The sequence below is a fragment of the Domibacillus sp. 8LH genome (assembly GCF_038806185.1).
Taxonomy (GTDB): Bacteria; Bacillota; Bacilli; order Bacillales; family Domibacillaceae; genus Domibacillus; species Domibacillus indicus_A.
Genome location: NZ_JAVJNG010000003.1, coordinates 93,897 through 116,710, shown reverse-complemented (window position 1 = coordinate 116,710; position 22,814 = coordinate 93,897). Strand labels below are relative to the sequence as shown.

The following is a 22,814-nucleotide window of genomic DNA, read 5'->3' as shown; positions in this document are numbered from 1 at the left end:
CCTCCCTTGTGAATGAATAGTCATTCATAAATATATAATAAAAAGGAAATCCGCAATACAAGTGGATTTCCTTTTTTGTTTTATTCTTCGTCTTCCCTTAGCTGATAAACAGCCTGTAAACATTCAAGCTGGCTGTCAACATATATCTCATCTTTGTCACTGGCTACATAATGGTAGTTTCCTTCATTGTCCTGATAACGTGCTTTTGCTGTATCCGACAGCTGCAAATGCAAAAAGTCCGTCAGCCTGTTTTTTAATGTATGGTCTAAGATCGGGAATAAAATTTCCACTCGCTTAATCATATTGCGTGTCATCATATCTGCTGAAGAAAGGTAAATATTCCGTTCACCGTTATGATGGAAATAGTAAATCCGGCTGTGCTCTAAAAAGCGGCCCACAATGCTGATTACCCGTATGTTTTCACTTACGCCGGGAATCCCCGGGCGCATACAGCAAATTCCACGGATGATGCAGTCAATTTGCACCCCTGCGTTGGATGCTTCGTACAGCTTCATAATTAACCGTTTATCTGTTAAAGAATTCATCTTGGCAATAATCCGGCCGTTTCCATACTTTTTGTGATTGTCAATTTCCTCATCAATGAGTTTTATAAATGCGTCTTGAATATCAAATGGAGCGATCACTAAGTGATTATATTTTGGTTTGTTCATGTACCCGCTTAAATAATTGAAGAAATTCGTCGCATCTACGCCAAACTCTTTTTTAGATGTAATTAAGCCATGGTCCGTGTAAAGCTTTGCTGTTGCATCATTGTAATTGCCTGTGCCGAGATGAACGAACCGTTCAATTTGGCCTGCTCGTTTCCGAACAACAAGCGTAATTTTACTATGCGTTTTCAAATTGTGCATGCCATAGATCACATGACAGCCCGCTTTTTCCAGCTCTTTGGCCCATTGAACATTGTTTTCTTCGTCGAATCGCGCTTTTAATTCAACGAGAACGGTAACTTGTTTTCCTTTTTCCGCTGCCCGTTTAAGCGACTCAATAATCGGTGAATCGCCGCTGACCCGGTAAAGCGTCATTTTAATCGCTAAAACGGTAGGATCATCTGCCGCCTGCGAGATAAAATCCACTACCGGTTCGAATGATTCGTACGGGTGATAAAAAAGAATATCCTGCTGCAATACTTTTTCAAAAATATTTTCTCGGGAAGACAAATCGATCGGCAGCTGCGGAATAAACGTTTCATATGTCAGCCCTTCACGAAGCGTGCTCAGCTTTTTCGTAAAAGGAAACAAGAAAGTTAAATCAATCGGGCCGTCTATTTCATAAACATCTTTAAAATGAATTTCGAGCTCTTCAAGCAGGTAGTCTAGTACATCCTGATCTAAATCCTGAGATTTAATTTCAAGCCGGACAGCAGCTCCCCATTTTCGCTTTTTTAATTCTTTTTCAATTTCAAGAAGCAAATCGCGGGCGCCTTCTTCGTGAATTTCCATATCTGCATTGCGTGTAATCCGGAAGGTATTCACATTCTTCACAACATACCCTTGAAAGACACGATCAATAAAATATTCTAATACGTCTTCAAGCAAAACGAATGTGCCGCCTTCCTCCGATGGCACTTCGATTGTACGTTCCAGCACTCCCGGCACCTGCACAATGGCTACGCGGTCCATTTCCGCTTCCGGTTCATCATTTTGCAGCATCACAACTAAATTAAGTGATTTATTTAACAGCATTGGAAACGGGCGGTAAGCGTCAATGGCCATCGGTGTTAAAACAGGAAACACTTCGTTGTCGAAGTAATCAAGTAAAAAACGCTGTTGTTCATCCACCAGCTCAGCCGGCTTTTTCAACAAAAATCCTTCTTCTTTAAGAGCGGGAAGAATTTCCTCTCTTAGTATCCTGTTTTGTGTTTCCACGAGCTCATGCGCTTTAATGCTGATCCGGTTCAGCTGCTGCTTGGGGGTCAGGCCCGCTTTGTTCTCAGGCTTATTAAAGCCTGCTTTTACTTGATCTTTTAAGCCAGCTACCCGAACCATAAAAAATTCATCTAAGTTTGAACTGAAGATCGCCAAAAATTTCATGCGTTCCAGCAAAGGATTGTTTAAATCCGATGATTCTTCCAACACACGTTTGTTAAAGTTAAGCCAGCTTAATTCTCGATTGTTGTAGTATCTTGGATTTGCTAAATCAATGGCTGTCTGCCTGCTCATCGGACTCCCCCATTTCAGTTTTCTTTAATTTGTTTAAATTCTATCTGAATGTCTGTCTGCAAGGCTTTTTCTAAATGGCGTTTTTGTTTATCGCTTTGGTAGCGTTCAGCGAGCTCGCTTCCTTCGCAATAAACCGTAATAACAATATGCTCATGTTTTCTTTTCACACCTAGATCGCTGACAATGCTTCGCTTTGAGCTGTTTAAGCTAAAACAAAGCTTAAGCAGGGCACCGTACTCCCGCATTTTTTGGATGTCCTCTTTGGTGAACCAGCCGTCGAACTGCTCTAAATATTGCTTGAGTGTCGAATTATTTGTAAAGGAAGCGACCAAAGAAATATATGCTTTCTCTCGATGGGTAAAGCCGTCAAACATGGAGTTAAGCAGAAGATAAAAGGTATGCCGGCTTTTTGCATTGGATGATATGTATTCACCGAGATAAAACAAAGCCGCCGCTTGTTCAATCATAAAACGCTCTTTGTTCGTGACCTTTAAAATCTGTTCCTGTTCAAAACCGCGAAGCATATTTTGAGTCAGCTTCATCATTTGGTAGTGATGATTTTCATCATGGCCATAAACAGTTAACAGCCTTTTCACGCCGTTTCGTTTTACATCTTCTGCTGTGCCCCAATTGCTGTTTTTCGCCCGCTCCAGCATGATTCCATCACGAAGCCCCCGGGAGCTGACCAGCATTCTTTTCGCTTTTGTATGTATAGTCAGCTGATAAAAGACTTCAATAGCCGGCAAAATTAAATCAGCGCGCTCATTTGAAAGACCATCCACTTTCTCAAGCTCTGTGTATGAAAGCGGAGAAAGCTCGGTGCGCAGCTGTTCAAGAGCTTCTGCGGACAGCTCATAGCCGTGTACGCCAAGAGGCGGATAATTTTCTTTTAGCTGCTGGACATTCGCCAAGTTGCGCGCGCTGCCGCCCACAGCCGTAATCATGCCGTCCGGTGCTTCACCAAGCCAATCGAATTTTTCAAGCTCTCCTTGAATAAACTCAGCCATTCGTTTCTGCTCTTTCGGCTTCATTCGGCCTTCTGGGATAAACTGTTCTTTAAGGGAGACCACGCCAAAAGGAAAGCTGAAAAAATGTTTCAATTTTCTGTTTCTATAAAGTGTAATTTCTGTACTGCCTCCGCCGATATCAATCGTCAGTCCATTATCAGCCGGCATTGTTTTCAAAACGGCTGACAGCCCGTAAGAAGCTTCTTCCTCTCCCGACAGCAGCCGGATATGAAATCCCGTTTCTTCCTTGACTCTTTCAATAATGGCATCCCGGTTTGATGCCTGTCTTATAGCAGCTGTTGCGGTACATTCTACCTCTGTTACCTCGTAGTAACGGAGAACTTCTTTGAAATTGAGCAGCGCTTCAAGCAGCAGCCGGACACCTTCATCGCTCATTTCACTTTTTTCATTTAAAAAGTGCCGCAGCCTGAGAGGTGCTTTTACATTTCGAAATTCCTCAATCGCTGACCCTTGCTCTTTATATAAAACCAGACGGACTGTATTGGATCCAATGTCAATAATGCCTGTTTTGGTTTGCATCACAGTGATTCCCGCTTTCTTTTTTTATTCATTTTCCCCTTTAAATATACCACGCAAACCACCATGAATGCTTCCAAATCACGGTTAAACAGTATATAATGAGAGAAAATGAAGACGAAAGGAGTCACTACATTGAGCAAAAAATCTGAACCCTTCACCGAACCTTCATCCGAAGAGACCCTCGCCAAAGCCATTTTCACGGTTAACCGCCATGCAAAAACGGCTACAAACCCAAAATACCTATATGCGCTGAAAAAATGCGCCCTCCTGAAGATGATCAAGGAAGGTAAAGCAGAAAAAAAAGGCCTTCACTTTTCCCGAAATCCTAAAAACAGCCGGCAGCAGTCGGATGTGCTTGTTTCATGCGGTGAATACACCTTTCATATGCCGCCTTGTAAAGAAGACTTTACTTTATTGCCGCACCTAGGGCGGTTAAGCGAACAAATACGCAACCCCCGCTGTTCCATGGGGCTATCTAAAGCAAAAAGTATTCTTGAGGCGTATACGGGTATGAAAGAAAAAGAAACAAAGCCGAAGACTCCCGGTCAGAAAAAGTACACGAAGCCGGTGTTTAAACCGCTTGGCCAGTCATATTAAGAACGAAAAGGACGCCGCTGACAAGCAAGCGTCCTTTCTTTTATAGGGCAAGTTCATCAATATACTTAACAAGACGGGCAATTTCCGGCTTGCTCACCTGCGCATCGGCACCTACTCCTGTACCCTTGTGGCGAAGCTCGTCGGTAATCAATGAAGAAAAAATAATGACTGGTAGTTTTTTCAAAACAGGATGATCTTTGATCCGTCTTGTTAAATGGTGTCCGTCCATTTTTGGCATTTCAATATCTGTAACAATCAGCTGCACTTTTTCGAATGTATTTTCCGGTTCAAGTGTCGATTCCAAATAATCGAGGGCAATCTGACCGTTTTCAAAAAACTCAACCCGGTCATATCCCGCTTCCGCCAGCGTATCGTGAAGCAGCTTGCGGAGCAGCGGTGAGTCCTCTGCCACAATAATTTGTTTTTCGGACCGCTCACGCTTGCCCAGGCTTCTAATTTGGTCCACGTGAATGCCGGAATGCGGATTAATATCTACGACAATTTTTTCAAAGTCGATCAACAAAATCATCGTTTCATTGATTTTGATCACGCCGATAATTTGATTGTTGCCTCCCTGATACATTTCAGACGGCTTTTCAATATCATTCCAGGAAATACGGTGAATGCGCGTCACGTTTTGAACGTGAAAAACCACTTTTTGCTGGTTAAACTCTGTTACAATGTATTTATCCATCTGGCCATTTTGAGATGGCTGCAGGCCCAGCACTTTTGCCATATCAATCACTGGCAGCACCTCACCACGAAGCTGAATAATGCCTTCAATGTGGGAGTGGGCATGCGGGATAAAAGTAATAGGCATAGGCTGAATGATTTCTTTTACTTTCATCACATTAATCCCATATTTATTGCCCTGAACTTCAAATTCCACAATTTCAAGTTCATTTGTTCCAGATTCAAGTAAAATTCCATAATCATTTGTCATAAGTCATAAGTCCCCTTGCTTTTTTTATTTTACTATATCACGAATGAAAAAATTGTCGATGTTTGAAAAGTTTATAATTCTTTAATATTTAATTCAAAAATTTACATTATAATAATATTAGATAAGAAAAAAGGTGGTTTATAAATGGAACATCGATTGAACACACGTGTGAAAAGCATTGAAATTTCGGGTATCCGCAAGTTTTATAACCTGGTCGGTACTCAGGAAGGAATGATTTCTCTTACGATCGGCCAGCCGGATTTTAACACTCCTGATCATGTAAAAGAAGCCGGTATCCGTGCTATCGAGCAAAACGCGACCGTGTATACGCCAAACAGCGGGCTGCCTGAGCTAAAAGAAGCTGCTGTCCGTTTTTATAAGGAAAAGTATGGAGTCTCTTACAGTGCGGACACTGAAGTGATTGTGACCGTTGGCGCAAGCCAGGCGATCGACATTGCACTGCGGGCTGCTCTGGAGCCGGGTGATGAAGTGATTCTTCCAGGTCCTGTTTACCCTGGTTATGAGCCCATTATTCACTTATGCGGTGCCAAGCCGGTGATGGTAAATGTAACCGATAATGATTTTCGCATGACTGCCGACAAAATCGAGCCATACATATCCAAAAAAACAAAAGTGATCGTTCTTCCTTATCCTTCAAATCCGACTGGCGTCAGCTTAACGGAACAGGAGCTTCAAGATATTGCGGCGCTGGCAAAAAGATATGAGCTTTTCGTTTTAGCAGACGAAATTTACAGCGAAATTGTGTATGAACGTCCTCACGTTTCCATTGCGTCCTTTTTGCCGGAACAAACGATTGTCGTAAACGGCTTGTCCAAGTCACATGCGATGACCGGCTGGCGGATTGGGCTTTTATTTGCGCCGCATTCTATTACACAGCACATTTTAAAAGTCCATCAGTACAACGTCTCCTGCGCTTCCTCTGTTTCACAAAAAGCAGCGGTTGCCGCCCTGACCGACGGCATGGATGATGCGCTGCCTATGCGCAGCGAATACCAAAAGCGGCGTGATTTCACCTTTGAGAAACTGCAGGAGCTCGGACTAGAAACGGTCAAACCTGATGGTGCCTTTTACTTTTTTGTAAAAGTACCTACAGCTTATATCGGCTCTTCTTTTGATTTTTGTTTAACTTTGGCTCAAAAATATAAAGTAGCGGTTGTGCCCGGCAGTGCTTTTTCTGATGCGGGGGAAGGCTGGTTCCGTTTGTCTTATGCATGCAGTGTTCAGGAAATTGAAGAAGGGCTGCGGCGGATCGAGCAATTTTTAAGAACACTTTAATGAATAAAGCAGAAGCTGTGATGCAGCCTCTGCTTTTTTTCATAAAAAAAGGCCCGGACAGCGATCGCCCGGGCAAAAAGTGAGAGAAATGGAGAATGAAAAACTGGTTACGTTTATATCATTCCCGTTTTTTCTACTTTTACACCTTTTTTATGAATTTTTTTTGATGGATTGAACAAGTTCTACAACTTCTTCAGCTGTTGACATTTCAATTGCTTTTGCTGCCAGCTCTTCCATGTCTGCTTTTGACAAATGTTTCATTTGCGCACGTGCTTTTAGGATGGATGTGGCACTCATTGAGAATTCATCAAGGCCTAGACCTAAAAGTAATGGAATCGCTGTTTCATCTCCGGCCATTTCACCGCACATGCCAGCCCATTTGCCTTCTTTGTGCGCTGCTTCAATAACCATTTTAACAAGACGCAGGATAGACGGATTGTACGGCTGGTACAAGTAAGATACACGCTCGTTCATACGGTCTGCCGCCATTGTGTATTGAATTAAGTCGTTTGTGCCGATTGAGAAAAAGTCTACTTCTTTTGCAAACAAATCAGCAATAACAGCTGTTGATGGAATTTCCACCATGATGCCAAGCTCGATGTGTTCTGCAACGCTTACGCCTTCTGCTTCAAGTTTTGTACGCTCTTCTAAAAGAACGGCTTTTGCCTGGCGGAATTCGTTTACGGTCGCAATCATCGGGAACATGATTTTCAAGTTTCCGTAAATGCTCGCACGAAGCAGGGCACGAAGCTGCGTACGGAAAATATCCTGCTCTTCTAAGCAAAGACGAATCGCACGGAAACCAAGGAATGGGTTCATTTCATGCGGCAGGTTCAAGTATGGAAGCTCTTTATCACCGCCGATATCCAATGTGCGAACAACGACCGGTTTGCCTTCCATGCCTTCTAAAACAGCTTTGTAAGATTCAAATTGCTCTTCTTCTGTAGGCAGGTTATCGCGGCCCATGTATAAAAATTCTGTACGGTACAAGCCAACGCCTTCTCCGCCGTTTGCTTTTACCCCTTCAAGGTCTGCAGGCGTCCCAATGTTAGCCGCAAGCTCAACGTGGCGGCCGTCCGCTGTAACCGTTTGTTCGTTTACAAGCTTCGCCCATTCCGCTTTTTGCTGCGCGTATGCTTCTGCACGTTTTTTGTATTCTGCTGCTACTTCTTCTGTCGGGTTAATGTGTACTTCCCCTTGAAGACCGTCAATGATAATCATATCACCGTTTTGAATATCTGTTGTTGCATTTTTCGTTCCAACAACTGCTGGAATTTCCAATGAACGTGCCATGATCGCAGAGTGCGACGTACGGCCGCCGATATCTGTTGTAAATCCTTTAACGAATTCACGGTTCAGCTGAGCGGTCATAGAAGGCGTTAAATCTTCTGCAACGACAACGACTTCCTCTGCAATCAAAGCAGGTGCTGGAAGATCTACACCAAGAAGCGCTGCTAATACACGTTTTGTTACGTCTTTAATATCTGCTGCGCGCTCTTTCATGTATTCATTATCCATCGCTTCAAACATGCCGATAAACATGTTTGCTGTTTCTTGAAGCGCGTATTCTGCATTCACAGACTCTGATTTAATTTTGTCTTCAATCGGTCCAGTAAGTTCTGGATCGTTTAACACAAGCAGGTGAGCTTCGAAAATAGCCGCTTTATCGTCTCCTAGATCCTTGCGTGCTTTTTCTTTGATTACTTCAAGTTCTGCTTCTGATTTTTTCAACGCTGCGCGGAAACGTTCCGCTTCAGCTGCAGCATCTGCTACATCCCTTTTCTCAACTGTTAAGTCTGGTTCCATTAAGCGGTAAGCTTTTGCAAATGAAATTCCGTCTGATGCGCCAATTCCTTTTAATATCGCTGCCATTATTAGTTTGCCAGCCCTTCGTTTTGGAGTAGTGTTTCAATCGCTTGGAGTGCAGCTTCTTCATCACTGCCTTCTGCTGAAATCGTAATTTCAGCACCTTTGCCGATTCCAAGTGACATTACACCCATGATGGATTTTAAGTTCACTTTTTTACCGTTAAATTCAAGATTTATATCGCTTGAGTACTTGCTTGCTGTTTGAACAAGCAGCGTTGCAGGACGTGCATGAATGCCTGTGTCTGCTGTTACTGTAAAAGTTTTTTTCGACATGGATCGTCTCTCCTTCATACATTTTTCTTCATAGAGAATAGCATTAAATTTCATTTCTCTCAACGATCGAGTTTTTTCAAGTTGCTGCTTTTCCCTTTATCTTTTAAAATAGACAAATATAGACAAGCATAAGGAGTTTTTGGCATGTATTATAAAAGACAAGAAGCGTTTCGCTATGCTTTTTCCGAATCAATTCCAGCGGTTTGTGAAGTATTTGAGTCCACCGGTCCAGATGAAAGAAAAAAAGTTCAATCGTTTGATTCTTTTATCCTTGATATCAGCCCCAGTGGATTAAAAGCGGCTTCAAAAGAGGCTCTTGACCCAGCAGTCGATCCGATTCTCGTTTTTACTTTTGAGCTGGCTGGTACGCTTATTTCTTTTCCAGGAAAAATGATTCGGCAGCGACAAGCCGGCAGCGTATATCACTACGGTGTTCAAAGCGACGGAAACGAAGCATTGAAAAACCAGATTATTGACTCGCTTAAAAGGTACACGAAAGAGCAATTGAAAAAGTCGAAACGTTAATGAACATAAATCATTTTGCGCGTCATTCCACCGTCAATAACCAAATTTTCTCCGGTTATAAAAGTATTTTCTGGGTCGGTAAGATATAAACAGGCTTTGGCTACATCCTCCGGCCTGCCGACCCGGCCTGCTGGATGCTGGGCATGATCTTCCGGCCGCAGCTTCGTGTAGTCACCTGTTTCAATCCAGCCGGGACTGATACTGTTTACTCGTATTCCCTTCTCACCTAATGTTACAGAAAGCGCATGAGTCAACGAATAAATGGCTCCTTTTGACGCTGCATACAATTCTGTATGTGGCTCTGACATACTTTGCCGAGTTGAGCACATATTTACGATGGCGCTGCCGCTTTTCATATAGCGGGCGGCTTCGCGGGAACAAAACAGGACGCTTGCTGCATTAGTGGTCATTATTTTGTCCCAGTCTGTTTTCTTTATGTCCCAGATAGAGCCAAAAGAAGAAACTCCTGCATTGTTAATTAAGATGTCGATGCCGCCGTATTCCTGGTTAATCTGCGCAAACAACTCTGCCATTTTGTCTGTATTTCCTACATCCGCACAACAAAACGCCGCGTTATAACCGGATTGCTTCCATTCCTGAACAACTGTCCGGCCTTCCTCTTTCATATCTACAATAATTGTGTTGGCACCTTTTGCGGCAAAAGCATAGGCTGTTGCTCTGCCAATCCCATTCGCCCCGCCTGTTACGATGACGGTTTTGTTCTTGAACATGCTTCCACTCCTTTAGCTTCGAGGTGCTTCCATGTATTCATATTCAGTGTGGCCACCGTGTTTGGCAATGCCTCGGAAATGTTTAAAGTCAGCCTGTTGAATAAGCACCTGCCGAAACGAAAGAAAATCATTTCGTCCAATGTGTACACGTGCAACAGTTCCATTGCGAAGGCTTTCAAGATATCCCGCAGCTTCTTCTGCAGTCACGCTCCTCACCTCCTATTAAAATAGTCGAAAAATTAACACAACACCGTGTAAAATCCTTTACTATTTTCAAAAAATAAGGCAAAATTTATTTTAATACCTTTCGCTAACGTTTTCATTATAAAAGAAAACGAGAGAAAATGGTATCGTCAATTGTCGAAAAGGAGCGAAACAGATGACTAAAGCAGAAGTCGGCAACATTATTGAATTTAAAGACGGCCTACGCGGGATCGTCGAAAAAGTAAATGAAAACTCCGTCATTGTTGATTTGACAATAATGGAAGATTTCGATGAGCGCGAATTAGAAGAAAAAACAGTCGTTAACCATAAAAATTATATCATCGTCCATGCATGAAAAAAAGAGCGGATTCTAGAATCCGCTCTTTTGTTTATTTACACTGATTGAATCGTAATTTGATCGTTTTCAACTATTGCTTTTAAATGCGAAGCATCTGGATGATCGATCATAAAATCAGCGATTGCATCTTCAATATGCTCTTGAATTGCCCGGCGAAGCGGCCGTGCCCCAAATTGAGGGTTGAAGCCAATCTCAGCCAGCTTTTCTTTTACTGCTGCATCCACATCAATTTTCATTTGCTGCTCCGCAAGCATATCATTCAAGTCGCCGAGCATCAAATCAACAATCTGGATAAGCTCCTCTTTGCCAAGCGCTTCAAGCTCGATAATCGCGTCGAAACGGTTTAGAAATTCCGGCTTGAAGAAATCAGACAATGAGTCAAGAACAGAATCATCGGATTTTTGAGCCTGCTTGTCAAAGCCGACTGTTATATTTTTTCTGCCGACACCAGCGTTGCTTGTCATAATAATAACGCACTCTTTGAAACTTACCGTCCGTCCCTGACTGTCTGTTAATCTGCCATCTTCCATTATTTGCAGGAACATATGCTGAACATCAGGGTGTGCTTTTTCAATTTCATCAAGCAAAATAATGCTGTATGGATTACGGCGCACTTTTTCTGTTAACTGACCTGCTTCTTCAAATCCTACATATCCCGGAGGAGAACCAATCAGTTTAGACACACTGTGTTTCTCCATAAACTCACTCATGTCCAGGCGAATAAGAGATTCTTTAGAGCCGAATAACTCTTCTGCCAATGTTTTTGTTAATTCTGTTTTACCAACCCCTGTCGGTCCGACAAACAGGAATGAACCAATTGGGCGGTTTTTCGCTTTTAAGCCCGCACGGCTGCGACGGATCGCTTTCGCCACTTTTTGAACGGCTCTTTTTTGCCCAATTACCTTACCGGCAAGATTTTCTTCAAGATGTTTGATTTGAAGCTGTTCATCTTGATGAAGCTTTCCAACCGGAATGCCTGTTTTGCTTGCAATTAATGATTGAATCACTTCTGCTGTGACGGTTGGTGCCTCAGCCGCTGTACCGCCTTGAGCCAGTTTTTGTTCCAGCGCAGTTTCTTCGTCACGCCATTTTGCTGCTTCTTCATATGCTTCCTTCTGGAGTGCTTCTTCTTTACGCTTTGCTGCCTCGGAAAGCTGTTCTTGTATAGAAGCTGTATCAGACGGGTCAATGGTCAAGTTTAACTTAGAACCCGCTTCGTCAAGAAGGTCAATTGCTTTGTCCGGCAGGAAGCGGTCCTGAATATAACGGTGTGACAGAGCGGCACACGCTTGAATCGCTTCTTCAGTGTAAGTAACCTGGTGGAAGTCTTCATAATGCTTCTGCAGACCTTTTAAAATATGAATCGTTTCCTCTACGCTTGGTTCCGCAACTTGCACCGGCTGAAAGCGTCGTTCAAGCGCTGCATCTTTTTCGATTTGACGGTATTCTTTTAATGTTGTTGCACCAATCAATTGCATTTCACCGCGGGCAAGAGCCGGTTTTAAAATATTGCCGGCATCCATAGAGCCTTCTGCTGACCCCGCTCCAACCAGCTGATGAATTTCGTCAATAAAAAGAAGAATATTTTTCCGCGTTTTTACTTCTTCAATGATTTGTTTCATACGCTCTTCAAATTGCCCGCGCACACCTGTACCGGCAACAAGGGAAGCAACATCCAGCACATATACTTCTTTCCCTGTCAGTTTCGCCGGCACTCGTCCTTCTGCAATGTAAAGAGCAAGTCCTTCTGCAATCGCCGTTTTACCAACACCAGGCTCCCCAATCAGAACAGGGTTGTTTTTATTTCTTCTGTTTAAAATTTCAATCACGCGCGCAACTTCTTTGTCGCGGCCGATCACCGGGTCAATTAATCCGGCTTTGGCAAGTGAGGACAGATTGCGTCCGAATTGATCGAGAATCCCTCCGCCTCCGCGTCCCTCTCCAGCTGGCGGTACTTGCTGCTTCATTGCCTGCTGCGGATTTTGTGATTGCATTCCTTTCATAAACTCATCAAATGGAAAACCGAATGATCCAAAATTCATGTTCATTCCTCCCATAGTTTGTTTTTCTTTTTGAAAGCATGCATCGCATAAATGATACTGTGCTGATTGACCATTGACACGGACATTCATTTGCACATTCGCGCGATGCTGCTGGCATTTTTGACATTTCATCCACGTCATCCCCTTCGTTTTGACTTTGACTATATTTGACTATATCTTTATTATAATTTGACCTTTTTTGACTTTCAACTTTTCTGCTCACCCTAAATGGCTACAACAAAAGAAAAGTTCAACTTACATAGAAGAAATGGATTCTTGTATTGCTTTTGCCCTTCATTGCAAGTTCGTTTAAAAGGCTTGAAAGTTTCGTTGTTCTTAATTTTGACCATCTTTGACTATAACTCTATTACAAACTGACCTTTTTTGACCTTCAACTTTTCTGCTCAATATGATATGCCTAAGGAAAACAGCATGAGCAAGCATAAGGAGAACAAAAGCAAGTTCAGCTTCCCCAAGAGAAAACTGCTTCCTTTGGCTTTTGACTGTCCTGCAAATTGATCTAAAAGGTTTCGCGAGTATTTATTATGTTTAACTTTGACCATCTCTGACCATGCATTTATTATACTTTGACCTTTTTTGACTTTCAAGTACTTTTTCAAAAAAAATAAAGTGCCAAAAAGGCACTTTATGCAAGCGGCAAAAAAACAACAAAAAGCAAATCAAAGATTAAGTGAGAAATAATCAGCATTGGTATGCTTTTACGCCATATATATAAGCTTCCCCAAAACAAGCCGCCGCAAAGAGCTGCCATCATCCAAAGCCATTCACCGGAAAAAACAAAAACAGAAGCGTAAAACAGTGCCGCTGTCACCATAGCTGCCCACTTGTTCATATAGCGGCCGAGGCGTTTTTGGATAAATCCCCGGAAAAACAATTCTTCTCCAGGAATGATAATCAGCACAAGAACGATATAATGCCAAATAAATACGGGGCTGAATAAAGCATAGATAGAAGAAACATGCTCCTCTGCCGATACAGGCATCAGCTTCAGCAGTGCATATCCAGCCACAAAGAGTGCGTATAAAACAATCCCAGACAAGATACCGTATAGCATAAACCGGTTTGTATTCTGCTGATCATCAATCGGCTCGCTTATAATTGAAATACTAATAAAAAACAAAGTAGCTGCTGTGTAAATATACCAAAAAATATCTTTATCCAAGAAAGTTACATATAAAAGAACGTATGCCGCTGCCACTCCAAGAATAAAGCGCCAGTCTTTCCATAGTGCCATTCATAAAGCTCCTTTCCTTAATCCGAGTTATTTTACCATATAAAACTCAGATTCGGCAAAAGCGTTACGACAAGTTTTTAATAGACAGCCCCAGTTTTCTTAAAATAGCCGTTGCCTGTTCGACTTCTTCTTCGGACAGCACACTCACAAGATCATGAATGTTTTGCTCATGCACTGGAAAAATGCGCTCAATTAGTTCTGTTCCTGCTTCCGTAATAGCGGCATGGGTAATGCGCCGGTCGTGTGGGCAGGCTACCCGTTTTAGCAGCTGCTTTTTCTCAAGCTTATCCACAACATAGGTAATACTGCCGCTTGCAAGCAGGATTTTCCCGCCGATCTGCTGAAGCGGCTGAGGCCCTTTATGATACAACAGCTCCAGTACCGCAAATTCTGTCGGATTAAGGCCGGACTTTTGAATAAACCCATTGACCTGCTCGTTTACCACTTTATATGCGCGCGATAGCACAATAAATAATTTTAACGATTTTTCACTTTCTTTCATTATTATTCCCCTGCCTGTCTATTCATTTCTTCATTTATACGTTACACATTTTTGCTTCCTTTTGGAAGCAGGAACCTTCCATTTTCCATAATTTCCACAGCGGTTTTTGTCGATTTCTTTTCTCGGTCGTGTATAATAACGTCATGTGTTTACTCTATTAAACAGGTGATCTTATTGAAAAAACGTGATAATTATTTTGACAACGTTCGGTTTTTTCTTATTTTTTTAGTGGTATTTGGTCATCTTCTTCGTCCATATATTCACACCAGTCCGTTCCTTTATGCTCTTTATATGGTAATCTATTCTTTTCATATGCCAGCTTTTATTTTGATTTCTGGCTTTTTCGCCAAAAACATAAAGCGGCCGGGCTATATTAAAAAAGCGGCCGAAAAGCTGCTGATTCCATTTCTTATTTTTCAATGTGTGTATTCGGTTTTTTATTTTTGGATCGACCATGAAGAAGCTCTTTCCGTAAGATTGCTGATTCCTGAATGGTCGCTTTGGTTTTTAATGAGCTTGTTCCTTTGGCATGTATTGCTTTTAGGCACCGTTAAATGGCTGAAAAACCCGTTTATTGCGCTTATCCTTTCGGTAGCAGCCGGTGTTGGAATCGGCTTGGTCAATGAATCACTGACTGTTTTAAGCATCGGCCGGACATTTGTGTTTTTCCCGTTCTTTTTAGCGGGCTATTACGCGAAAAAAGAATGGTTCCAGCCGTTGTTCCGTATGCGGTCCCGCATTCCGCTGTTTCTTTTTGCGGCCGGGCTGTTTGCATACTGCTATACGCATACAACGATGCAGATTGAGTGGCTGTTTGGCTCCCAATCGTACGCGGCGCTTGGTGCTGACGGAACAGATGGTTTGCTTTTACGATTGTTTGTTTATGCTGTTAATATCGTCATGATTGCTTTTTTTCTTTCCGTTGTGCCGCATAAAGTCTTTTTCTTTACCGCATGGGGACGAAATACATTATACGTGTACTTGCTGCATGGTTTTTTTGTTCAGTCGTCACGGCGTGTAGAAACACTGGAACTGCCGCCGTCTCTGCTTGTTTTGTTTGGAACGGCTACCGTTTTAACATTTGCCCTGGCGTCTCCATGGGCAGCCGCCCTGTTCCGCCCGTTTTTGGAGCTTAAACGCCCCAGCTTTTTCATTAAAAAGGAGAATAAATCGTGAATATTACTGTTTGCACATTAAATGCAAAATATATCCATACTAATTTAGCGATCCGTTACTTGAAATCTTACTGTGAGGATGCTTATGATATCCGGCTGGCCGAGTATACGATCAAAGATCCTGCCATGAATATTGTATCCGACTTGTACAGCCACAAACCAGATGTGATCGGCTTTAGCTGCTACATCTGGAATATTGAAGAAACGATCCGCGTAGCCGGCATGATTAAAAAAGTACTGCCTGAGTGCACGATTGTCTTTGGCGGTCCGGAAGTGACTTATGATGTTCCATACTGGCTGGACCGACTTACGGATGTGGACTTTATTGCGATCGGCGAAGGAGAAAAAACGTTCCGTATGCTGCTCGACCAGTTATCGGGAGAGCGCGACTTTTCCAAAGTGCCCGGCCTTGCCTATAAAGAAAACGGCAAACAGCATATTCAGCCTCAGACGAATAAAATCGACCTGCGCGAGCTGCCTTCCCCGTTTCGCTTTGAAGAAGACCTAGATTCGCTGTCTAAGCGGATTACCTACATCGAAACGAGCCGCGGCTGTCCATTCCGCTGCCAATTCTGCTTATCGTCTATTGAGACGGGAGTGCGCTATTTTGACCGCGAGAAAATAAAAGACGATATTCGTTTTCTGATGAAAAACGGGGCTAAAACCATTAAATTTGTTGACCGGACATTTAATATCAGCCGTAGCTATGCAATGGAAATGTTTCAGTTTCTCATTGATGAGCATGTGCCCGGCACTGTATTTCAATTCGAGATTACAGGTGATATTATGCGCCCCGAAGTGATTCAATTTTTAAATGAGAATGCCCCGGCCGGTTTGTTTCGTTTTGAAATCGGGGTGCAGTCGACCAATGACGGCGTAAATGAGCTCGTTCAGCGAAAACAAAATTGGGAAAAACTAGTACGTACCGTGACGATGGTAAAGGAAGGCGGTAAAATTGAGCAGCACCTTGATTTGATCGCCGGCCTGCCGGAAGAAAATTACGATTCATTCCGCAACACGTTTAACGACGTATTTGCCCTTCGGCCGGAAGAGCTACAGCTTGGCTTCCTAAAGCTGCTTCGCGGAACAGGTCTGCGTCTAAGCGCTCCTCAATACGGCTATCAGTACATGGATCAAGCGCCGTATGAAATGCTGTCAAACCGGGTGCTTCCATTTGATGAAGTGATTCGTATTAAACAAACGGAAGACGTGCTTGAAAAGTACTGGAACGATCACCGGACCGATGAGACGATTGATTATATTACACGCCATCTCGCCGAAACACCGTTTGACTTTTTTCAGGATTTTGGCACATTTTGGGAAGCGAACGGCTGGAGCCGTATCGGCCACCAGCTGGAGGATTTGTTTAAACGGCTGGATTCGTTTGTGCGGACGGCTTATCCGAATGACGCGGCTCATGTGGAGAGTATTATGAAGTATGATTATTTAGCCAATCAGCGCTTTAAGCCGCGTAAGCCTTGGTGGAATACAGACGAGTCTGCCCAGCGGAAAGCAATCTATCAGCAGCTTGCCGTCCATCCTCTTCTTGCCGGTGAGTCGTTCGCATCTCTCGGGCTTCGCGAAAAAGAACTGCATAAGCATACGATCCTAGAGCCCGTTACAATGCAAAAACGAAACGGTGCCTGGGTTCAAGAAGACGGCTGGCTGCTTGTTTACTTTCAGCCAAACGGTGCCGGTTCTTCCTCCTACTTTTTTCCGTCCCGTTTAACAGCAGCCATTTAAACCAAAAGCGGCAGGCCTTCCCGGCCTGCCGCTTTTTACTTTGGTTCATAAAACCGCTCTTTTGAATAAAATGAAAAAGCCGCATCCCTTTCTCCCATTAAAAACCGGGCGATCAGACGGGACAGAAACAAGCTGTACACCACTCCGTTGCCGCCATAGCCAAGCAGGAACAAGCTGTTGGGCATATGGCTGTACCGGCCGATGATGGGCTGCCCGTCCTGCGTATGGGCAAACGATCCGCTCCAGCTGTACTCCGCGCGTATTTTTCCTTTTAAAGACGGGAACCATGCCTCAGCTTCTTGAACAAGCTTCTCCGTCTTTGCCGGCATTTTTCGGTCACGCGCACTTCCCTCCGAAGCCGGTTCATCAAGTCCGCCGATTACAATGCGCCGGTCTGCTGTTGTCCGGGCGTAGTAGTAAGGACGGTTGGATTCCCAGATCATGACGCCATCCTTCCAAAACGATAAATCCTCTACGGGATTGGTTATAATTGCATAGCTGCTTTCGACGACTGCATTTGGGTCCTTTACCGTTTCTTGCGTTTCATACCCTTGAGCAAAAACGGCTTTTTTTGCCCTGAGTAAATGGCCGTCCTTTGTTCGCAGAACGACACCGGCTTCATCCGCTTTTTTTAAACTCACTTCTGTTTGCTCAAAAACACGGACCCCTTCTTTGGCAGCCGCTCTTACAAGTCCATGGGTAAGCTTTAACGGATTAACCTCTGCGTCGCCTTTTGCAATAATAGCTGCCGGCCGGCTGAAAGGAACCCATTTTTTCATTCCCTCTCCTTCCACATAGTCAACATCAAACCCGGCTTCTTTTAAAGCTGCGTATTCTGTTTGTATTTTGCCAATATCTTCTTCACAGCTCGCGAAAAATAAACTGCTGCGCATGGTCAGGTCCGGATCAATCGGCAGCGACGGGGCGATATCATTCTCAAGATAACGGATCGCATTAAAACAGCGCCAATAATGATCAACTGCTGCCCTTTTGCCAAATGAACGAATCGCCTCATGCAGAAGCTGATCATTGGCAAACTGCAGTAAGCCTGTATTTGCGCTTGAGCTTCCCGCGGCCACTGTCCGTTTTTCAACGAGCACGACATCAAAGCCGGTGTTTCTTAATTCATAAGCGGTACAGGCGCCGGATACACCTGCACCGATAATCACGACATCACACTCTATATCCTCTTTTACAGATGGATAAGCGGGCGCTTCTTCGAATGTCTCCGGCCAGTACACACTTCCTGATTTTAAATCCATAGCTGTATCTCCTTTTTCTTATCCGTCTCTATCTATACGCCTAAAACATTGTTTTCAAACAAAAAAACACATCGAACTGTGACATTCGATGTGTTTTAAGGTTTTTTGCTTTAAGCGCTAGCATTTTCACTGCTTTGTTCAGGCCCTTTCGCCCGGGCAATTAAATAACCGCCGGCAGCAATTGCCAGGAGAACACTCCAGAAAACGAGCTTCCACGGTTTTGATTCGGGAAAATGCTCATCCAGTACTGCCAGAGACGGATGAGACAATGTAAAGACTGCCAGCTTCACGCCGACCCAGCCGACAATTAAAAATGCGGCTGTTTCGAGCGTGGGATATTTTTGCAGAAGACGGACAAACCAGGTAGCCGCAAAGCGCATAATAACAACGCCAATAAAACCGCCAAGGAACATTACCAAAAACTGTCCGGAATCGATACCGCCAATCTGGCCCCAGCCTGTTTCCGGAAGTGTAACCGCCAATGCTACAGCCGCGAGCATCGAATCAATGGCAAACGCAATATCCGCTATTTCTACTTTTAAAACAGTCATCCAAAAAGAAGATCCACGCAAATCCTTTTCGAGTCCGTGTCCTTCAATCCTTCTGTCTTCCTTCCATTTTTTATACAAATGACTGACGCAGATAAAGAACAAGTAAAGAGCGCCAATCGCCTGTACCTGCCATACTTTGACGAGGAACGAAATAAGGAACAGTGCCGCAATGCGAAAAACAAGAGCCCCCATCAATCCGTAAAACAGCGCTTTTTTCTGTTGCTCCTTCGGCAGGTGCTTAACCATAACGGCCATGACGACTGCATTATCCGCTGCCAAGATCCCTTCCAAAATAATGAGGACACCGAGCACCCATGCGTATTCTAGTAACAAAGCTGTATCCATCTTACCCATCTCCTTCCAATAATGGTTTAAAACGGGCATGAAGAAAACAAAAAAAAGCGAGACCTTTGCCTGTAATAGATTACAGACAAAGGTCTCGCTAAGCATGTGTGGTCTTCCTTCATGCCAGCAGCGCCGATGGATATAGATCAAATCCATGAAGTGACGACACTGCTTTAGGTTTGTACCTAACGCTACTCCCCTTCGACTATTCGTCAAAGAAATTTATTTTTCACAATATTAGTATATTCAATTTTTTTTAGTTTGTAAACTTTTTTTCTTTTTTTGTTCCCCGGTCAAAAAAACTAAACACAACCGGGATAACGAAAAGCGTTAAAAACGTACTGGAAACCAAACCGCCGATTACAACAACACTCATAGGCTGGTTGATCTCCGTTCCGCTTCCGATTCCAGATGCAAGGGGAATTAACCCGAGAATAGCGGTTAAAGCGGTCATTAAGATCGGTCGCACCCTGTCTTTAACAGATTGAACAACGGCTTCATGACCGGATAATCCATCTTTTTTCCGCTGCAAAATGTAATCCACCATCAAAATCGCATTGGTGACCACAATACCGACAAGGATCAAAATACCGATAATAGCCGGCACACTGATTGGAAGGTTTGTTAAAAGAAGAGACAAAGCCACACCAATCACCGCAAGCGGAACGGTAAACATAATCACAAATGGATACTTAAAGGATTCATACTGGGCAGCCATCACGATATAAACAAGGATAATGGCCAGTACCATGGCCATCACAATATCATCTTTTGAATTATCCAGCAGTTCCTGATCACCGCTGTAGGATACGATCGTGCTGTCCGCCAGGTTTAAGCCGGCGATTTTTTCATCTACTGCTGAGGAAATGTCACCTAAATTTTGCGAAGCCGAATAAGTGACTGTAAACTGCACCGCATCCTGACTTTTAATGCGCCGAATGGACACAGGCCCGTTTTTCAACTGAATATCAGCAATGGTTTCCAATGAAACAAAGGTTCCTGATGGTGTCTTCACCTGCATATTTCTTAAAGCGTCTATGTTTTTCGTTACGTTCTCGTCATAACGCACGTAAACCGTTTTTACTTCTGATGACCCTTCTTCAATCAATTGAGTTGCAAACACACCACGGGTTGCATTGTTTACAATCTGGGCCACTTGCGCCGGTGCGAGCCCCGCTCGAAGTGCCTGTTCCCGCTTTACCGTCATCTGCACCTCTTGAATGGTTTCGTCACGGTCCGTCCGTACATCAGTTACACCATCAATACGTTCAATTTCCGATTGAATAGGTTCAATCGCTTTGTTCAGCCGGTCGGGATGAATGTCCCGCACGTTAAAGGTTAATGTCTGTGGGGCAGTTCCGGACGCTGACTGCAGGTTGAAAGTGACCTCTGCCGTTTTGTTGATACGCTTGGCAGCTTGTTCTGCCTCGGGCTTTATTTCATCTACAAAATCAAAAACAGAGCGGCCGCGGTCTTCTTTCATTTTCACATACATTTCTGCTTCGTTTGACGAATTGGTTCCGCCAAATGAGCTTTCCTGTGTAGAACCAATCAAGCTGACATAAACTTGAATATCTTCTTTTTCTGCCATTACATCTTCAACGGCCTGTACCACTTTTTCTGTTTCTTTGAATGAAGTGCCGTTTTCTGTTTCTACCTCAACCGTGACAAACCCTTCGTCTGTCGGAGGCAAAAACTGTGTACCAGCTTTTGTTAAACCGAATACTCCAGCTGCAAAAAGAATAAAAGCAATCGTTAAAACAGTCGCGCGGTGTGCAAGTGACCACCTGACCCCCCTTTCAAGCAATAAAAGCGGGCGGGACTGCTGGCGCTTTTCTTCTACACCTGGCGGAAGTGCAGTCAAAAATCGGCTGGCCATCATAGGAATGACAGTAACCGCTACAACAAGCGAAGCAAACAAGCTGAATGAAATGGTCCACGCAAACTCTTTTAAAATTTGTCCTAAAATACCCGAGATAAAAATAATGGGCAAAAACACTGCGACCGTTGTCAGCGTAGAAGCAGTAATCGCTACACCTACTTCTTTTGTGCCATCATAAGCAGCCGTTTTCGGATCCTTTCCCATCGACAGGTGACGATAGATATTTTCGATGACAACGATCGCATTATCAACAAGCATCCCGATTCCAAGAGCGAGTGCTCCGAGCGTCATAATGTTTAAATCAAAACCCGCCAGAAACATAAGAACAAACGTCACGATCACAGAATAAGGAATGGCCACACCAATAATGAGCGGGCTTCTTACATTTCTCAGGAAAAAGAATAATGCCGCCATCGCAAGAGCGCCGCCTACAAAGAGAGAATTTGCGATATTACCGATAGCCAGGCGAATATAATCTCCTTGATCTGATAAAATGTCTGCTTTAATTCCTTTGTACTCATCCCTTGCCAGCAGCTCATCCAGTTTTTCCTGGAACCCTTCAGACACCTCAGCGGTATTTGCGTTTGACTCCTGCAAAACATTTAACAGCACAGCCGGTTTTTCATTAGCCCGTGTGATTGTATTCTCATTAAGCGGTTTTTTTTCAACGGAGGCTACGTCGGCAATGGTTACTTTTTCTCCAGTGAGCGGGTTGACTGATACAGTCAAGTTTTTGATATCGTCTAAAGAGGTGATCTGGCTGATAACACGTGTCGTCAATGTTTTATTATCCGCCTCCACAGTACTTCCGGGCAGTGAAACGTTATTTGCTCCAATCAGCTGAACGACTGTTGACTGATCAATGCCGTATTGTTTCATTCTTTCTTCGTCTAAATCGACTATTACCTCATCCGCTGTAAGCCCTGTTACAGACACATTCGCGACCCCTTCTACAGCAGACAAATCCGTCTGCAGTGTTTCCGTCAATCCCTTCAAATCAGCTTTTCCGTCTGACTGAAGAGATAGTTGAATAATCGGAAACTGCGATGGATCAAACTTTAAAAACTGAGGTTCCCCCGCTCCTTCCGGCATCGGCGTTTGACCGATCCGCTGCAGCACATCGTTTTGGACATCATCAATATTCGTGCTCCAGGAAAATTCAAGTAATATAAAATTGGAACCTTCCCGAGAAGTGGAAGAGATATTTTCAATTCCTGGAAGCGTTGACAGGCTTCGTTCAAGCGGCCTTGTCACCTTTTCGGAGACTTCCGTCGGACCTGCTCCTTCATAGGTTGTCACAACAACCGCGATGGGCGGATTTAAATCCGGAATCAGCTTAAGCGGAATGCGCAAAAGTGAGACGATCCCAAGAATAATGACTAAAAACATGATAACCATCGTGAATACCGGCCGTTCAATCGAAAACTTGCTTATCTTCAATCTATTTCCTCCTTTTTACGGAATTGCTATTCTTTCACTATACCGAATGAATGGCTTTCTGACCAAGTGGAACACGTTAAAATAAAAAAAGCCTC

19 protein-coding genes are annotated in these 22,814 nt (G+C 43.6%); 6 read left to right on the top strand and 13 right to left on the bottom strand.

Features of this window, described 5'->3' with window-relative positions:
* Positions 1-80: 80 nt before the first annotated feature.
* Together RG959_RS07045 and RG959_RS07040 are read right to left on the bottom strand one after the other, a co-directional pair.
* Positions 81-2,180 carry an RNA degradosome polyphosphate kinase gene (locus RG959_RS07045; protein ID WP_342796526.1) on the bottom strand — a complete coding sequence of 700 codons (2,100 nt, stop codon included), beginning with the start codon at positions 2,178-2,180 and terminating at the stop codon, positions 81-83.
* 14 nt (positions 2,181-2,194) lie between these two features.
* A complete protein-coding gene (locus tag RG959_RS07040; protein ID WP_342796686.1) occupies positions 2,195-3,727 on the bottom strand; it encodes a Ppx/GppA phosphatase family protein in 1,533 nt (510 codons plus the stop codon).
* A gap of 132 nt (positions 3,728-3,859) precedes the next feature.
* Between RG959_RS07040 and RG959_RS07035 the strand changes: the two genes are divergently transcribed.
* Positions 3,860-4,324, top strand: a complete 465-nt coding sequence (locus RG959_RS07035) for a YkyB family protein (protein WP_342796525.1) — start codon at positions 3,860-3,862, stop codon at positions 4,322-4,324.
* 40 nt (positions 4,325-4,364) lie between these two features.
* Here the strand turns inward: RG959_RS07035 and RG959_RS07030 are convergent, their stop codons facing one another.
* Entirely contained in the window at positions 4,365-5,267 is a 903-nt protein-coding gene (locus tag RG959_RS07030) for a chemotaxis protein (protein ID WP_342796524.1), read from the bottom strand.
* A gap of 144 nt (positions 5,268-5,411) precedes the next feature.
* Here RG959_RS07030 and RG959_RS07025 point away from each other — a divergent pair, with 144 nt between their 5' ends.
* On the top strand, positions 5,412-6,563 hold the full coding sequence (locus RG959_RS07025; RefSeq protein WP_342796523.1) for an aminotransferase A: 1,152 nt from the start codon (positions 5,412-5,414) through the stop codon (positions 6,561-6,563).
* Positions 6,564-6,713: 150 nt separating this feature from the next.
* Here RG959_RS07025 and ptsP read toward each other — a convergent pair whose 3' ends face one another.
* Together ptsP and RG959_RS07015 are read right to left on the bottom strand one after the other, a co-directional pair.
* Complete coding sequence (ptsP, locus tag RG959_RS07020) at positions 6,714-8,435, bottom strand: phosphoenolpyruvate--protein phosphotransferase (protein ID WP_342796522.1); 1,722 nt, start codon at positions 8,433-8,435, stop codon at positions 6,714-6,716.
* 2 nt (positions 8,436-8,437) lie between these two features.
* Positions 8,438-8,704 (bottom strand): phosphocarrier protein HPr, encoded by a 267-nt coding sequence (locus RG959_RS07015; protein ID WP_342796521.1) that lies wholly within the window; start codon positions 8,702-8,704, stop codon positions 8,438-8,440.
* 144 nt (positions 8,705-8,848) lie between these two features.
* On the opposite strand from RG959_RS07015, the gene RG959_RS07010 reads away from it, so the two are divergent.
* Positions 8,849-9,229 carry a PilZ domain-containing protein gene (locus tag RG959_RS07010; protein ID WP_342796520.1) on the top strand — a complete coding sequence of 127 codons (381 nt, stop codon included), beginning with the start codon at positions 8,849-8,851 and terminating at the stop codon, positions 9,227-9,229.
* Here RG959_RS07010 and RG959_RS07005 read toward each other — a convergent pair.
* Complete coding sequence (locus RG959_RS07005; protein ID WP_342796519.1) at positions 9,226-9,960, bottom strand: SDR family NAD(P)-dependent oxidoreductase; 735 nt, start codon at positions 9,958-9,960, stop codon at positions 9,226-9,228. The genes RG959_RS07010 and RG959_RS07005 overlap by 4 nt on opposite strands.
* 12 nt (positions 9,961-9,972) lie before the next feature.
* Positions 9,973-10,167, bottom strand: a complete 195-nt coding sequence (locus tag RG959_RS07000) for a hypothetical protein (RefSeq protein ID WP_342796518.1) — start codon at positions 10,165-10,167, stop codon at positions 9,973-9,975.
* Positions 10,168-10,339: 172 nt separating this feature from the next.
* Between RG959_RS07000 and RG959_RS06995 the strand changes: the two genes are divergently transcribed.
* Positions 10,340-10,519 carry a YkvS family protein gene (locus RG959_RS06995; protein ID WP_069939554.1) on the top strand — a complete coding sequence of 60 codons (180 nt, stop codon included), beginning with the start codon at positions 10,340-10,342 and terminating at the stop codon, positions 10,517-10,519.
* Between the two features lie 38 nt (positions 10,520-10,557).
* Here RG959_RS06995 and RG959_RS06990 read toward each other — a convergent pair whose 3' ends face one another.
* From RG959_RS06990 to RG959_RS06980, 3 genes are all read right to left on the bottom strand, one after another.
* Positions 10,558-12,696, bottom strand: a complete 2,139-nt coding sequence (locus RG959_RS06990) for an ATP-dependent Clp protease ATP-binding subunit (RefSeq protein WP_342796517.1) — start codon at positions 12,694-12,696, stop codon at positions 10,558-10,560.
* Between the two features lie 514 nt (positions 12,697-13,210).
* Complete coding sequence (locus RG959_RS06985) at positions 13,211-13,819, bottom strand: CPBP family intramembrane glutamic endopeptidase (RefSeq protein WP_342796516.1); 609 nt, start codon at positions 13,817-13,819, stop codon at positions 13,211-13,213.
* 64 nt (positions 13,820-13,883) lie between these two features.
* Positions 13,884-14,321 (bottom strand): MarR family winged helix-turn-helix transcriptional regulator, encoded by a 438-nt coding sequence (locus RG959_RS06980; RefSeq protein ID WP_251270391.1) that lies wholly within the window; start codon positions 14,319-14,321, stop codon positions 13,884-13,886.
* Between the two features lie 174 nt (positions 14,322-14,495).
* Here RG959_RS06980 and RG959_RS06975 point away from each other — a divergent pair, with 174 nt between their 5' ends.
* The gene (locus tag RG959_RS06975; protein WP_342796515.1) at positions 14,496-15,497 is read left to right on the top strand and encodes an acyltransferase family protein; all 1,002 of its coding nucleotides are present in this window, start codon (positions 14,496-14,498) and stop codon (positions 15,495-15,497) included.
* The gene (locus RG959_RS06970) at positions 15,494-17,239 is read left to right on the top strand and encodes a B12-binding domain-containing radical SAM protein (RefSeq protein ID WP_342796514.1); all 1,746 of its coding nucleotides are present in this window, start codon (positions 15,494-15,496) and stop codon (positions 17,237-17,239) included. The genes RG959_RS06975 and RG959_RS06970 overlap by 4 nt, the downstream gene beginning before the upstream one ends.
* A 35-nt stretch (positions 17,240-17,274) precedes the next feature.
* Here RG959_RS06970 and RG959_RS06965 read toward each other — a convergent pair whose 3' ends face one another.
* From RG959_RS06965 to RG959_RS06955, 3 genes are all read right to left on the bottom strand, one after another.
* Positions 17,275-18,501: an NAD(P)/FAD-dependent oxidoreductase gene (locus tag RG959_RS06965; protein ID WP_342796513.1), complete on the bottom strand. Its 1,227-nt coding sequence runs from the start codon at positions 18,499-18,501 to the stop codon at positions 17,275-17,277.
* 110 nt (positions 18,502-18,611) lie between these two features.
* On the bottom strand, positions 18,612-19,397 hold the full coding sequence (locus RG959_RS06960) for a TerC family protein (protein WP_342796512.1): 786 nt from the start codon (positions 19,395-19,397) through the stop codon (positions 18,612-18,614).
* 256 nt (positions 19,398-19,653) lie between these two features.
* Positions 19,654-22,719 carry an efflux RND transporter permease subunit gene (locus RG959_RS06955; RefSeq protein WP_342796511.1) on the bottom strand — a complete coding sequence of 1,022 codons (3,066 nt, stop codon included), beginning with the start codon at positions 22,717-22,719 and terminating at the stop codon, positions 19,654-19,656.
* Positions 22,720-22,814: the final 95 nt, after the last annotated feature.

What these genes read in the sequence shown, in the direction of transcription:
- RG959_RS07045 (WP_342796526.1), bottom strand. Translation starts at nt 2,180, where the DNA reads ATGAGCAGGCAGACAGCCATTGATTTAGCAAATCCAAGATACTACAAC.
- RG959_RS07040 (WP_342796686.1), bottom strand. Translation starts at nt 3,727, where the DNA reads ATGCAAACCAAAACAGGCATTATTGACATTGGATCCAATACAGTCCGT.
- RG959_RS07030 (WP_342796524.1), bottom strand. Translation starts at nt 5,267, where the DNA reads ATGACAAATGATTATGGAATTTTACTTGAATCTGGAACAAATGAACTT.
- RG959_RS07025 (WP_342796523.1), top strand. Translation starts at nt 5,412, where the DNA reads ATGGAACATCGATTGAACACACGTGTGAAAAGCATTGAAATTTCGGGT.
- ptsP (WP_342796522.1), bottom strand. Translation starts at nt 8,435, where the DNA reads ATGGCAGCGATATTAAAAGGAATTGGCGCATCAGACGGAATTTCATTT.
- RG959_RS07015 (WP_342796521.1), bottom strand. Translation starts at nt 8,704, where the DNA reads ATGTCGAAAAAAACTTTTACAGTAACAGCAGACACAGGCATTCATGCA.
- RG959_RS07010 (WP_342796520.1), top strand. Translation starts at nt 8,849, where the DNA reads ATGTATTATAAAAGACAAGAAGCGTTTCGCTATGCTTTTTCCGAATCA.
- RG959_RS07005 (WP_342796519.1), bottom strand. Translation starts at nt 9,960, where the DNA reads ATGTTCAAGAACAAAACCGTCATCGTAACAGGCGGGGCGAATGGGATT.
- RG959_RS06995 (WP_069939554.1), top strand. Translation starts at nt 10,340, where the DNA reads ATGACTAAAGCAGAAGTCGGCAACATTATTGAATTTAAAGACGGCCTA.
- RG959_RS06990 (WP_342796517.1), bottom strand. Translation starts at nt 12,696, where the DNA reads ATGAAATGTCAAAAATGCCAGCAGCATCGCGCGAATGTGCAAATGAAT.
- RG959_RS06985 (WP_342796516.1), bottom strand. Translation starts at nt 13,819, where the DNA reads ATGGCACTATGGAAAGACTGGCGCTTTATTCTTGGAGTGGCAGCGGCA.
- RG959_RS06980 (WP_251270391.1), bottom strand. Translation starts at nt 14,321, where the DNA reads ATGAAAGAAAGTGAAAAATCGTTAAAATTATTTATTGTGCTATCGCGC.
- RG959_RS06965 (WP_342796513.1), bottom strand. Translation starts at nt 18,501, where the DNA reads ATGGATTTAAAATCAGGAAGTGTGTACTGGCCGGAGACATTCGAAGAA.
- RG959_RS06960 (WP_342796512.1), bottom strand. Translation starts at nt 19,397, where the DNA reads ATGGATACAGCTTTGTTACTAGAATACGCATGGGTGCTCGGTGTCCTC.